The 12374-nt window shown below is 74.8% G+C and carries 11 protein-coding genes, 1 pseudogene and 1 riboswitch; of the genes and pseudogenes, 8 read left to right on the forward strand and 4 right to left on the reverse strand.

Annotated features, from left to right (window positions below; genetic code table 11):
* Positions 1 to 9: 9 nt before the first annotated feature.
* Positions 10 to 333, reverse strand: coding sequence for a hypothetical protein (locus CC117_RS07070; RefSeq protein ID WP_071082946.1), 324 nt, complete (start codon positions 331 to 333; stop codon positions 10 to 12).
* Between the two features lie 120 nt (positions 334 to 453).
* Here CC117_RS07070 and CC117_RS07075 point away from each other — a divergent pair, with 120 nt between their 5' ends.
* Positions 454 to 1332 (forward strand): SCO6745 family protein, encoded by an 879-nt coding sequence (locus CC117_RS07075; RefSeq protein ID WP_071082947.1) that lies wholly within the window; start codon positions 454 to 456, stop codon positions 1330 to 1332.
* Between the two features lie 50 nt (positions 1333 to 1382).
* On the opposite strand, the pseudogene CC117_RS07080 reads toward CC117_RS07075, so the two are convergent.
* Positions 1383 to 1613, reverse strand: a pseudogene (locus tag CC117_RS07080) (VOC family protein); the annotation flags it as partial.
* A 47-nt stretch (positions 1614 to 1660) separates the two neighbouring features.
* On the opposite strand from CC117_RS07080, the gene CC117_RS07085 reads away from it, so the two are divergent.
* Positions 1661 to 2407 carry a class I SAM-dependent methyltransferase gene (locus CC117_RS07085; RefSeq protein ID WP_071082948.1) on the forward strand — a complete coding sequence of 249 codons (747 nt, stop codon included), beginning with the start codon at positions 1661 to 1663 and terminating at the stop codon, positions 2405 to 2407.
* A gap of 5 nt (positions 2408 to 2412) precedes the next feature.
* Positions 2413 to 3198, forward strand: a complete 786-nt coding sequence (locus CC117_RS07090) for a histidine phosphatase family protein (RefSeq protein WP_071083065.1) — start codon at positions 2413 to 2415, stop codon at positions 3196 to 3198.
* 629 nt (positions 3199 to 3827) lie between these two features.
* Here CC117_RS07090 and CC117_RS07100 read toward each other — a convergent pair.
* Entirely contained in the window at positions 3828 to 4397 is a 570-nt protein-coding gene (locus tag CC117_RS07100; RefSeq protein WP_241829896.1) for a hypothetical protein, read from the reverse strand.
* A 360-nt stretch (positions 4398 to 4757) separates the two neighbouring features.
* On the opposite strand from CC117_RS07100, the gene CC117_RS07105 reads away from it, so the two are divergent.
* Positions 4758 to 6155: an MBL fold metallo-hydrolase gene (locus CC117_RS07105; protein ID WP_071082950.1), complete on the forward strand. Its 1398-nt coding sequence runs from the start codon at positions 4758 to 4760 to the stop codon at positions 6153 to 6155.
* Between the two features lie 122 nt (positions 6156 to 6277).
* Positions 6278 to 6892 (forward strand): TetR/AcrR family transcriptional regulator, encoded by a 615-nt coding sequence (locus tag CC117_RS07110; protein WP_071082951.1) that lies wholly within the window; start codon positions 6278 to 6280, stop codon positions 6890 to 6892.
* A 31-nt stretch (positions 6893 to 6923) separates the two neighbouring features.
* On the opposite strand, the gene CC117_RS37005 is transcribed toward CC117_RS07110, so the two are convergent.
* Positions 6924 to 7718, reverse strand: coding sequence for a hypothetical protein (locus CC117_RS37005; RefSeq protein WP_071082952.1), 795 nt, complete (start codon positions 7716 to 7718; stop codon positions 6924 to 6926).
* Positions 7719 to 8080: 362 nt separating this feature from the next.
* Between CC117_RS37005 and CC117_RS07120 the strand changes: the two genes are divergently transcribed.
* The 3 genes from CC117_RS07120 (at position 8081) to cobO (ending at position 12370) form a co-directional block, all read left to right on the forward strand.
* Entirely contained in the window at positions 8081 to 9085 is a 1005-nt protein-coding gene (locus CC117_RS07120) for a site-specific integrase (RefSeq protein ID WP_407673486.1), read from the forward strand.
* 138 nt (positions 9086 to 9223) lie between these two features.
* Positions 9224 to 9354, forward strand: a riboswitch (cobalamin riboswitch).
* 179 nt (positions 9355 to 9533) lie between these two features.
* The gene (locus tag CC117_RS07125) at positions 9534 to 11762 is read left to right on the forward strand and encodes a VWA domain-containing protein (RefSeq protein WP_071083070.1); all 2229 of its coding nucleotides are present in this window, start codon (positions 9534 to 9536) and stop codon (positions 11760 to 11762) included.
* Entirely contained in the window at positions 11762 to 12370 is a 609-nt protein-coding gene (gene cobO, locus CC117_RS07130) for a cob(I)yrinic acid a,c-diamide adenosyltransferase (RefSeq protein ID WP_071083068.1), read from the forward strand. Before CC117_RS07125 ends, cobO begins: the two co-directional genes overlap by 1 nt.
* The last annotated feature ends 4 nt before the right edge of the window (positions 12371 to 12374 follow it).

A 12374-nucleotide genomic window follows, 5' to 3' on the forward strand; every position in this document is an offset into this window, starting at 1 on the left:
GCGTGCGGGTCAGGTGAAGCGGTCGGCGAGGTCGCGGAGCCGGCGGGCGGCGGCGCGGACGTCGTGGGCCTGGTCGCCGCCGAGCAGACCCGCGGACTGTTCGATCCGGGTGGCGTAGCGCAGGTGCCGTTCGCGGGCGTGCCGCCGGCAGGGCAGGCAGGTGACGTGTTCGGGGCGGGCGGACGTCGCCGCGTAGGGGACCTGCGCGTCGCAGCCGGCCCGCACCGTGCGGGGGGTGTCGCCGACGAGCCCGAACACCGAGGCGGTCACCGCCCGGGTGGCGGCGGTGGTGTTCGGCGCGGTCCACTCGACGTGCACATGCGGATCGTCCACACCTCTATTTTCCCGCCACGGCCGGAACCGTGGGCGTCGGTGGCAGGCTGCGTTCCGCTCGGCCAGGGACGTCCCCGCATCCCTTGACCGGGCCGGGGCCGGCGGCTTACCTGAAGGACCATGTCTGAGGAAACCGTGGCCCGGCGGATGTGGCGGCTGTTCGAGCCGGTGTATGCCCTCACCTCCGTCGCACCGGCCAGCCTCGCCGCGTTCCAGGACGCCGGGCTGCGTGGCTTCTGGCGTGCCTACTTCGCAGGCCGCGCAGCCCCCCTCGGCCCGGTCGGCGCGGCACCGGTCATCGGTGCCTTCTTCGGTTTCGCGCCGACGATGGTCGCCCGTGCCCTGCCGGACGTGTGGACACGGATCTCCCCCGATGCCGCCCTGGCCGCCCGTCTCGCCGGTGCCCGCACCGTCCTCACCCCGCTGCTGGCACCGACGGACCGCGACGAGCTCGCTGACCTCACCGCGCTGATGCGGGCCGCCGCCGAGCAGGTGACGGTCGCCGGCCGTGTCCTCGCCGCCGCGAACGCGGCCCTGCCGTGGCCGGACGACCCGGCTGGTGTCCTGTGGCAGGCGGCGAACATTCTGCGGGAGYACCGCGGCGACGGCCATGTGGCAGCGCTGGTAACCGCCGGTCTCGACGGCGCCGAGACCTGTGTGTGGCGGTCCAGCCTGGGCGGTGTCAGCCGGGCGGACTTCCAGAGCATCCGAGGCTGGTCCGATGACGAGTGGGCCGCTGCCTCCTGTCGGCTGCGTGCCCGTGGCTGGCTCGATGACACCGACCAGCCGACCGTGACCGCCCGTGACGCCCTCGACCGGATCGAGGCAACCACGGACCAGCTGGCCAGCCCGGTCTGGGACGCCCTCGGCGCGGACGCCGTCGACCGCTGCGCGGCGGCCCTCACCCCCGTCGCGACCCGCGTCGCCGCCCACATCGCCTGGCAGACACCGCTCAGCGTGCCCGACCAGTCCGCGGTCGGCGCGGCCGGCGCCAGCTAGCGAACGGTGTCACGCAGTGCCCGCCTGCGTTCGCCCTCCGTCGGGCCGGGTTAGGGCCGGGTGAGGATCTCCAGGACGTGCCCGGACGGGTCGAGGAAGTACAGTCCGCGGCCGCCGTGATGGTGGTTGATCTCCCCGGGCTTTCTGCGGTGTGGGTCGGCGTAGTAGGTGACTCCCGCCCGGGTGATGCGGTCGAAGGCCTGGTCGAACTCGTCCTCCGACACCAGGAAGGCATAGTGCTGCGGGGTGACCGGCTCGCTGATGCTGGCGAAGTCGAGGGTGCGGGCGTCGCCGGGCGCTGGCCGCGGTTGGTGAAGGGGAACCCTGCATGCCGGATGCGATCTTCGCCCATCCACGTCTTGCCCGTGTGTACGACGCGTTCGACGCGGACCGCAGCGATCTGGCGGCCTATCTCACGATCGCGGACGAGGTGTCCGCACGCCGGGTGCTTGACGTGGGGTGCGGGACGGGATCGTTCGCGGTCCGGCTTGCCGACGGCGCTCGCGCGGTGGTGGGCGTCGACCCGGCCGAGGAGTCGCTTGCGGTCGCCCAGGCGAAGGACGGCGCGGGCCGGGTCCGCTGGATCCATGGCGATGCCGCCGCGTTGCCGGTGTGGGAGGCGGATCTGGTCACGATGACCGGGAACGTGGCCCAGGTCTTCCTCACCGACGACGGGTGGGGGCGGGCGCTGCGGGGCATCCGGGCCGCGCTGCGCCCGCACGGCTGGCTGGTGTTCGAGACCCGACGTCCCGAGCGCCGCGCCTGGGAGGAGTGGGCACGTGACGTCGAGCCGGTCGTCCTCGACATCGCCGGTGTCGGACGGGTGCAGCGACGTCTGACGGTCACCGATGTCAGCCTCCCCCTCGTCTCGTTCCGGTACGTCTACCGGTTCCTGTCCGACGGGATGATCGTCACGTCGGACTCGACGTTGCGGTTCCGTGGCCGCGACGAGATCGCCGCGGGCCTGGCCGCACACGGTTATCTGGTCCGGGATGTGCGGGACGCGCCGGATCGCCCGGGCCGCGAGTTCGTGTTCCTCGCGACCCGCGCAGACGCGGCGACGCCCCCGGCGTGATCGACATGGGGTCTGTGCGGCACGGACTGGGTGAGCTGACCGTGGTTCGACATGGGCGGAGCACAGCCAACGCGGCGCTGGCGGCAGCCGAGGCGGCGGGGGCGATGGACACGGCCATCACCGGCCTCGATGTGGACGTCCCCCTGTCGGAGCTCGGCCGGGTGCGGGCCGCCGCCCTGGGCGGGCATCTGGCAGGCCGGTACCTCGAGGAGCGGCATCGGACGGAGCGCCGCGGGCCGACGCCGGGCCCTGCCCTGGACCCGGGGCGGGGGCAGCCGCCACAGGTGGTGATCTGCTCGCCGTTTCTACGAGCCCGCCAGACGTGGCAGGTCGCCGCCGCAGCCGCGCGTGATGGCGGCCTGGTGCTCCCGGAGCCGGTGGTCGACGCGCGGCTGGGTGACCGGGCGATGGGCCGGCTGCAGCTGCTGACGTCCGCGGCGGTCGCGCGGCGTTTCCCCGACGAGGCGGGTCGGCGCCGCCGCGCCGGGGAGTTTCACTACCGGCCGCCCGGCGGCGAGTCGTTCGCGGATGTCGCGGTTCGGCTCGCCGCGTTCCTCGACGACTGGGGCCGCCGCGCCGCGGGCGGCCGGGTGTTCCTCGTCGCCCACGACGCCGTGGTGTTGCTGCTGCGGTACGTCCTGGAGAAGCTGACCGTGGACGACGTCGCCGCGATCGTCGCCGCCGGCCCGGTGATCAACGCTGCCGTGACCCGTTTCGTGCGCGACGGTGACCGGCTGGTACTGGCCGAGTACAACACCGCCACCTGGGCGTCTCACAGGATTTACAAATAATGCTCGATGTGAACCCGGGGTGGTTTGACGTGGACCCGGGACGGGTCCACGTCCCTGCCTCCCGCCCTTACAAGGGACGCCAGCGAGAGAAATCCCATCATGGCCGCGAGAACCGCCAACAGAAGAATCAGCTCGAAGAATTCATTCCACCAGTCCGCCCACCGTTTCAAAGCCACCGTCAAGAGGCCGAATGCCACCGGAAATCCAATGACCGTCAGCATGGCACAGGCGGGCCATCGCCAGCTGCTCGACGCGAGCATCGTCGCCCACGTTGCAAAAGAGATAAGAAAGACAAGTGTTGCCAGCGAGACCCCTACGGCGGCTCCGCTGGGGGCGCCTGTGAGGCTTCCGCTCCTGTCGGAGGATGTCGGGCCTCGGGTTCGCATGATCTCCCCCGGTCGGGTCGTGCCAGTTGTCGGCGACCGCCGGTCCGTCTGACTGGTCTCGCGTTGCGGTGGAGTCACTTCAGGAAATGACCCTCCTGCGAGGAGAACCTACCTGGCCAGCGGCATGGACGGGGCGGGGAAAGGCCAGGAAAGCGAAAAATTTGCTTCACGAAAGACAGTGGGCCTGTCGCGATCGAGGGCGCGCACCGGCTGACTGGCCGTTCCCACCGCTGTCTGGCAGCCTCAGCAGTTTCGGTAGCCGTCGGGGTCGTCGGGGTCCGCGCTCACGAACACGTCGACGTCACGAGGGCCCGGTCCGAGGACGTCGTCGGGTCCCTCGCCGACCTCGCCGGGGAACCCGACCGACAGGTACGCCGTGACACCGTCGACGGGCCGCGAGTAGCACATTCTCTCGCCGCGGAAGGCACGTTGGCCGGGGTGGATGTCGCCCTTGTGGACGAGGGTCCAGCCGGCGGCGGGCAGGGCGTGCCGGTAGTACGCCGTGACCTCGGTGAGGGGGCTGGTCGTGTGGTACCAGCGTGAGGCGTAGGGCATGAAGGTGCTGTCGGTRCAGCCGTGGCCGGCGCCGTCGGTGACCAGGGTCGCGCCCGGGGGGTGCAGGTCGAGCGCGGCGAGGGTGTTCAGTGTCGCGGCGATGCGCCGGTCCCGGCCTGTGCAGTCGTCCCGCAGGACGGAACGTGCCTCGATCACGGAGCAGCCGCTGGTCACAGCGGTGACGGTGAGCGCGCCGACGATCAGGGCACCCCGGGTGCCGCGTCTGCCCCGCTGCGACCGGATCTGTCTGCTGTGCACGGAGCCCGAGGATAGCCAGGGGGCGGCGGGTGGCGGCGCGGGAGGCCTGGATGGGGGGTGGGACGGACCGCGGTGGGTGAGGGTCGTCACCCCGGTGGCGGCGGGGGTGGTGCCGCGCAGGGGCCGGTGTGGCCTGTGACCAGCCCCGATGGGTGATGGCGCGGGGGGTGGGGGTGGCCCGGGCCGGCGGGGGGCGGTCGCCGCGCGGGCCGGTGGGCGTATTGGCTGGAGGTGGTCGTCCTGTGACCGGCGCCGGTGCGTGGCCGCGGGGTGGGCCGGGAACGGGCAGGGCGACGTCGACCGACAGGACCGCCGACGCCACCCCGCCCGGGGGGCGTCGGCGGGCGGGCAGGGGTGGGGATGACGACGGGTCAGGTGCAGGTGGAGGTCGTGGAGACCTCGACGTTGGGCGACCGCAGCTATCTGGCCCATGACGGGCAGGTGGCGGTGGTCATCGACCCGCAGCGCGACATCGACCGGATGCTGGCGCTGGCGGGCCGGCTCGGGGTGCGGATCAGTCATGTCGCCGAGACACATCTGCACAACGACTATGTCTCCGGGGGGTTGGCGCTGGCCCGGCTGACCGGGGCGCGGTATCTCGTCGCGGCCGCGGACCCGGTGGGTTTCGACCGGGTGGCGGTCGCCGACGGCGACGAGGTGGTGGTGTCGCCGTCGCTGCGGCTGGTGGTGGTGGGCACGCCGGGGCACACGTTCACCCACCTGTCGTTCGTGCTGGCCGGTCCGGACGGGCCGGTGGGGGTGTTCACCGGCGGGTCGCTGCTGTTCGGGACGACGGGACGCACCGACCTGCTCGGTCCGGATCATGCGCACACCCTCGCCGACCGCCAGCATGCGTCGGTGCGGCGGCTGGCCGATGCGCTGCCGGGCGGGGCGTGGGTGTGGCCGACGCACGGCTTCGGCAGTTTCTGCTCGGCGACGCAGGCGGACGCGGCGGCGTCGACGATCGGGCGGGAACGGACGGTGAACCCGGCGCTGCGCCTGGAACGCGACGACTTCGTCGCCGAGGTGCTGGCCGGGTTGGACGCCTACCCGGCGTACTACGCGCACATGGGTGCCCGTAACGCCGCCGGTGCGGCGCCGGTGGATCTGACGCCGGTGCGCCGCGCGGCGCCGGCGGAGCTGGGGGCGCGGCTGGCGGCCGGCGAGTGGGTGGTGGACCTGCGGTCGCGGACCGCGTACACGCAGTGCCATCTGGCGGGCACGATCAGCCTGGGTCTGGATGGTCCGATGGCGACGTGGCTGGGCTGGCTGGTGCCGTGGGAGGCGCCGATCACGCTGCTCGCCGACACGGAGGCCGATCTGGCGCAGGCGCAGTGGGAGCTGGCCCGGATCGGGATCGACCGGCCGGCGGGAGCGGCGACGGGCAGCCCGGCGCGGTGGGCGGACGGGGAGGCGCGGCGGCTCGCGGCGCTGCCGACGGCGACCTTCGCGGACCTGGCCGCGGCCCGGGCGGGGACGCCGCCACGCGGGCTGCCCCCGGCGCAGGTGGTCCTCGATGTACGCCTGGGCGGGGAGTGGGAGGCGGGGCATGTCGACGGGGCGGTACATGTGCCGTTGCCGGAGGTTGCGGGCCGGGTCGGGGAGCTGCCGGCGGGGGTGGTGTGGGTGTACTGCGGGTCGGGGTACCGGGCGGCGATCGCGGCGGGGCTGCTGGCGCGGGCCGGTCGCACGGTGGTGCATCTCGACGACGACGTCGACGGGGCCGCCGCCGCGGGTCTCGTCGTCCGCGGCGGGTAAGGCCCCGGACCGGCGGGTCGGCGGGTCGGCGGGTCGGCAGACCAGCAGAGTCGAGGTGAGGAGCCACCGGGCAAGACACCGGGGAATGGACCTGTGGGTCCAGTCCGTGCCACGGTGGGGCTGTGGAGCGAACGTTGACGGCGAAGGGGACGGCGACCCGGGAGCGGATCGTCGCCGGGGCGGCGGCGCGGATCCGCGAGCACGGGGTGGCCGCGACGACACTGGACGACATCCGGGAACGGACCGCGACGAGCAAGAGTCAGCTGTTCCACTACTTCCCCGGCGGCCGGGAGGAGCTGCTGCTGGCGGTGGCCCGGTTCGAAGCCGACCGGGTGCTCGCCGACCAGCAGCCGCAGCTGGGCGCGTTGACGTCGTGGGAGGCGTGGGAGGGCTGGCGGGAGAAGGTGCTGGCCCGCTACCGGGCGCAGGGCCGCGCCTGCCCGCTCGGGGGGCTGCTCACCCAGGTCGGGAGGGCCACCCCGGGCGCGCAGGCGGTGGTCGCGGAGCTGATGGCCCGCTGGGAGGCGGAGCTGGCCGCCGGGGTGGTGGCGATGCAGCGCGGCGGGTTCGTCGACACCGGGCTGGATGCGGCGCGGGAGGCGGCGGCGTTGCTGGCCGGGCTGCAGGGCGGGGTGCTGATGCTGATCACCACCGGCCGGCTGACCTATCTGCAGGCCGCGTTGGACGTCGGGCTGGAACGGCTGCGCCGCGCCGGCGGGGAGCGACCGGTGCCGTAGCGGCCGGTGCGCCGCCGCCCGGTGGCTGCCGCTACGCGGGGATGCCGCGGCGTTCGAACGGCTGGAAGCCGTCGATGCTGGTGGGGGTGCTGATGACGGCGCCGAAGTCACCGTTCGGTGGCGCGAGGAGTTTCCAGTCGCCGTCGACCCAGCGGACCGTGAGGCGGTACACGGCGTACTTGTGCTGGCTGCCTCGGGTGGCGACCAGCAGGTAGCTGATGGTCGCCTCGTCGTCGGTGTAGGAGTGGAGGGTGAACCCGTGGGAGCCGACGCCGGTGCCGTCGGTCTGCTCACCGGTGGCGGGGACGTCGGGACGTCCGTCGCGGTGCACCCGGCGCAGCAGGTCGGCCTGGCCGTCGCCGATCACCTGACGTTCGATGGTCGGCCGGTAGATCGGCTCCCCCAGGCTGCCGTCGGCCCGCCCGGCGATGTTGATCCCGGCGACGACCGCGCCGAGCGGGGTGCGCGCGAACCCGGTGGCCAGGTTGTTGTCCAGGCGTGACGGTCCGGCGGACGGGCTGCGGGCGATGCGTTCCCCGCCGGGCAGTTCGTACAGCTCGGTGTCGACGAACCCGATGTCGGCGGGTGCGGTGGTCGCCGCACCGGCCGGGGTGGTGGGCCGCCCGGCGAGTGCCTCCTCCTGGGAGCGCGGCGTGGTGGAGGTGGGTGTCGGGGTGACGCTGGTGGGTGCGGTGGTGGACGGTGCGGGACCGGGGGGTGCCGCCGCCGGCGCGTCGCCGGGGCCACAGCCGCTGGCCAGTCCCACCACCAGCGCGGCGGCCAGGGTCAGCCGGGCTGCCAGCGCACGATCAGGACGTGTCCTCATGCCCCCGGGACCCTACGATCACCGCTGTGAGCTGCGGGTAGGGCTGTCAGCCTGAGGACACCGCACCGGCACCGGACGGTGCCCGCCCCTACCGGCCGGTAGGGGCCGGTGTGCTGCCCGGCCCACCCCCGCCCGGCGATTACGATCACCGAGGTGCGGGTGAACGTCGCCCAGCCCCCGGGGGTGGGTGGGCGCGGGTAGGGAGGTGACCGAGGGTGAACGGGCAGGCTGAGGGTGGGCGGGGGGACGCGGTCGCGTCGCCCCCCGCCGCCGCTGCTGCGTCCACCGGCCCGGTCGCGCCGACCGTGACAGGTGACGTGACGGGTGACGGCGCGGGCGGTGGGGTGGTGCCGGCGGGTGCGGTGGTCGCCGGGGAGGTGGTGGGACCGGCGACCGGTGGGGCCGGGCCGCTGGCAGGGCTCGGCGGTCCGCTCGCCGGCCGGGTCGGGGACTATGCGCGGGCGTCCCGGTCGGCGGCGACGTGGCGGGCCTACGACGCGGACCTGCGCCACTTCCGCGGCTGGTGCGCGCAGGAGGGGCTGGGTGACCTGCCGGCGTCCGCGGTGACCGTCGCCGGGTACATCGCCGCGCTGGCCGACGCCGGGTACGCCCCGTCGACGATCCGCCGCCGGCTGGCGGCGATCTCGGTGGCCCACCAGCTCGCCCACGCGGTCAACCCGACGGGCGCGGCGGAGGTGTCGGCGGTGTGGAACGGGATCCGCCGTTCCCGCGGCGTCGCCCCGTCCCGTAAGGCGGCGCTGGACACCTCGCTGCTGTCCCGGGTCGTCGCCGGTCTGGACGACGCGGTGCTGGCCGATGTGCGGGACCGGGCGCTGCTGCTGGTCGGGTTCGCCGGCTGTCTGCGTCGCAGCGAGCTGGTCGGGTTGAACACCGCGGATCTGGTGGAGACCGACGACGGGCTGGTGGTGACGGTGCGCCGATCGAAGACCGACCAGGAGGCGGCCGGCGCGCAGGTGGGTCTGGCGTACGGGTCGTACCGGCCGACGTGCCCGGTGCGGGCGTGGCGCGGCTGGGTGGCGGCGGCGGCCGGGGCGGGGGTGCCGTTGGCCGGCGGGCCGGCGTTTCGGGGCATCAACCGGCATGGGCAGGTCGGCGCGGTGCGGCTCTACTCCGGGTCGGTGGCGCGGATCGTGCAGCGCCGGGTGGCGGCCGCGGGGCTCGACCCGGCGGATTTCGCCGGGCATTCGCTGCGGTCGGGGTTCGCGACGGCGGCGGCGCGCGCCGGGGTGACCGACCGGTCGATCATGCGGCAGGGCCGGTGGCGGTCGGCGGCGTCGTTGGAGTCGTATGTGCGCGCCGGGCGGCTGTTCGACGCCGACAACCCGTCGGGTCGCGTCGGTCTGTAGCCCCCACCGTGGGGGGTGCGCGAACCCCTGGTATCCCCCGATGGTGCTGCTGGGGGGCGGTGGGCGGAACGGGGCGTGGGTCTCAGGCGGGCCCCGGCGCGATGCCCGATGTGCCATGCTGAGCGCCGGACGGTCGGGCAGGAAGCCGGTGCGAATCCGGCGCGGTCCCGCCACTGTCACCGGGGAGTCGACCTCAGCACACGGTCACGGCGGCGAGGATGGCCGTTGGAAGACCGAGGGCAGGCGTTGATCCGGGAGCCAGGATACTGCCGCCGTCCGTGCTGGCTTCGAGGGCGAGGACACCCCGGGGAGGACGTTTCGCCATGCCCACCACTGTGCGTGCCGYTGTGACGGCGAGGCCGGCGATGCCGGCGAGACCCCAGCCACCCGCAGAACAACCCGCGGAGCAACCCGCGGGGCCGGGGTGCGGGCGGGGGTGTGCGGGCCGGTGGTGACGTTTCCGTTCAGCGCCCTGGTCGGGTTGGACGAGCTGCGGCTGGCGTTGCTGCTCAACGCGGTGTCCCCGGCGGTCGGCGGGGTGCTGGTCCGTGGGGAGAAGGGCACCGCGAAGTCGACGGCGGTGCGGGCGCTGGCGTCGCTGCTGCCGACGGTGACGGTGGTGGCGGGCTGCCGGTTCTCCTGCGACCCGCAGGCACCGGCGCCGCAGTGCCCGGACGGGCCGCATCCGTCCCCGACCGCGCTGACCCGCCCGGCGCGCCTCGTCGAGCTGCCGGTGGGGGCGTCCGAGGACCGGGTGACCGGCGCGCTGGACCTGGACCGGGCGCTGGCCGAAGGGGTGACCGCGCTGCGCCCGGGGCTGCTCGCCGCCGCCCACCGGGGGGTGCTCTACGTCGACGAGGTGAACCTGCTCGCCGACCATCTCGTGGACGTCCTGCTCGACGCGGCCGCTCTCGGGGTGGCGCAGGTGGAACGGGACGGGGTGTCGGTGCGTCACCCGGCCCGGTTCTGGCTGGTGGGGACGATGAACCCGGAGGAGGGGGAGCTGCGTCCGCAGCTGGTGGACCGGTTCGGGTTGACGGTGACGGTCGCCGCCAGCCGGGATCCGGCGGTGCGCGCGGAGGTGATCCGCCGCCGGTTGGCGTTCGACGCCGACCCGGCCGGCTTCACCGCCGCCTGGGAGGGCCACGAGGCGCAGCTGGCCGCCCGGATCGCCGACGCCCGCGACCGGCTCGCCGGCATGGTCCTCGCCGACGCGGCGGTGGACGCGGTGGCGGCGGTGTGCGCGGCGTGTGATGTGGACGGGATGCGCGCCGACGTGGTGCTGGCCCGCACCGCGATGGCGGTGGCGGCGTGGGAGGGCCGCGAGGAGGTGCTGGCGGACGACATTCGGGTCGCGGCCCGGTTCGTGCTGCCGCACCGGCGCCGCCGCGGCCCGTTCGACGCCCCCGGCGCCGCGGACGACACCGGTCTGACGCAGACCGTCGACGACGCGTTGCGGGACCGGATCAGCCCGCCCGACGGGGACGATGACGGTCCGGGCGGAGGGGGGCCGGGGCCGGGCGGCGGGCAGCACTGGCCCACCCAGACCCCCCACACGGACCTGCCTTCCTCCGCCAAGCCGGCGGGAGCGGGCTCGGCGGGTGCGGGTGCCGGTGGCGGGCAGGCCTCGGCTGCTGGTGCGGCGTCCCCGCCGGGCGGCGGGTCCCGCGCGGCCGGTGACCCGCCCCCCGGCACGCACCCGGACCGTGGCCCCACGGGCGACGGCGCCGAGGACGGGTCCGCCCCGGCCGGGGCGGGTGCGGCGGGACCGCAGGTCGCCCGGTCGGGGCAGGAACCCGGATCCGGGCAGGGGTCTGCCGCGGGCACGGTCGGAGCCCCCGGGGCGCCGTTTCGGCCGCGGCTGCTGCAGGTCGCCGGCGTCGGTGCCGGGGCGGCGGGCCGCCGCTCGGCGGCCCGCGGTCCTCGCGGCGCGGTGACCGGCGCCGGGGCCGACGCCCCCGGGCTGCACCTGCCGGCGACGCTGCGTGCCGCCGCGCCGCATCAGCAGCTCCGCGGCCGCACCGGCCCGGGCCTGGTCCTGACACCGGCGGACCGCCGGGGGCCGCACCGCCGCGGCCGGGAGGGGAACCTGGTGCTGTTCGTCGTCGATGCCAGCGGGTCGATGGCGGCCCGCACCCGGCTGCGGCACGTCGCGACCGCGGTGATGTCCCTGCTCGTCGACGCCTACCAGCGCCGCGACCGCATCGGCATGATCACGTTTCGGGGGGTGGGGGCACAGGTGGTGCTGGCACCGACGTCCAGTGTGGAGGTGGGGGCCCGGCACCTGGCGGGGCTGGCGACCGGCGGGCGGACCCCGATCGCGGCCGGGTTGGACGCCGCGGCGGGGGTGCTGCGCGCCGAGGCCCGCCGTGATCCGCAGCGACGTCCCCTGCTGGTACTCGTCACCGACGGGCGGGCCACCGCCGGGCCGGATCCGCAGGTGGCGGCGCGGGCGCTGGTCCGCGGTGCCGGCGGGGTCGCCACCCGGACGGGGCGGGCGCCCGCCGCGGCGCCGCGGCGGGCGGGGCTGACCAGTGTGGTGGTCGACTGCGAGACCGGCCCGGTGCGCCTGGGCCTCGCGGGCCGCCTCGCCGTCGCTCTCGGCGCGTCCGTCGTCGGTCTGGACGCGCTGCACGTACCCGGCGCTGCGGGTGCGGCGACCGGGTGGGTGGCCTGATGGCGCCGCAGGGGCAGCCGGAGCAGGTCCCCGACGACGGGCTGACGACCCGGCAGCGCCGCGACCGGCCGCTGCTGATCGTGCACACCGGGACGGGGAAGGGGAAGTCGACCGCCGCGTTCGGGCTGGCGTTGCGCGGCTGGGCGCAGGGCTGGCCGGTCGGGGTGTTCCAGTTCGTCAAGTCGGCGAAGTGGCGCATCGGGGAGGAGAAGGCGCTGCGGGCACTGGCCGACACCGGGCAGGGCGGAACGGTCACCTGGCACAAGATGGGGTCGGGGTGGAGCTGGGTGCAGCGCCGCCTGGAGCTGGCGGAGGACCCGGCGGGTGCGGCGGCGGAAGGCTGGGCGCAGATCGCCCGTGACCTGGCCGCGCAGACCTACCAGCTGTACGTCCTCGACGAGCTGACCTACCCGCTGCGCTGGGGGTGGATCGACCTCGACGAGGTCCTCGCCGTTCTCGCCGCCCGCCCCGGCCACCAGCATGTGGTGATCACCGGCCGCGACGCGCCGGCGGCGCTCCTCGACGCCGCCGACCTCGTCACCGAGATGACGAAGGTGAAACATCCGATGGACGTCGGGCAGAAGGGCCAGCGGGGTATCGAATGGTGACCCG

The sequence above is a fragment of the Parafrankia colletiae genome, assembly GCF_001854655.1.
GTDB classification, from domain to species: Bacteria; Actinomycetota; Actinomycetes; order Frankiales; family Frankiaceae; genus Parafrankia; species Parafrankia colletiae.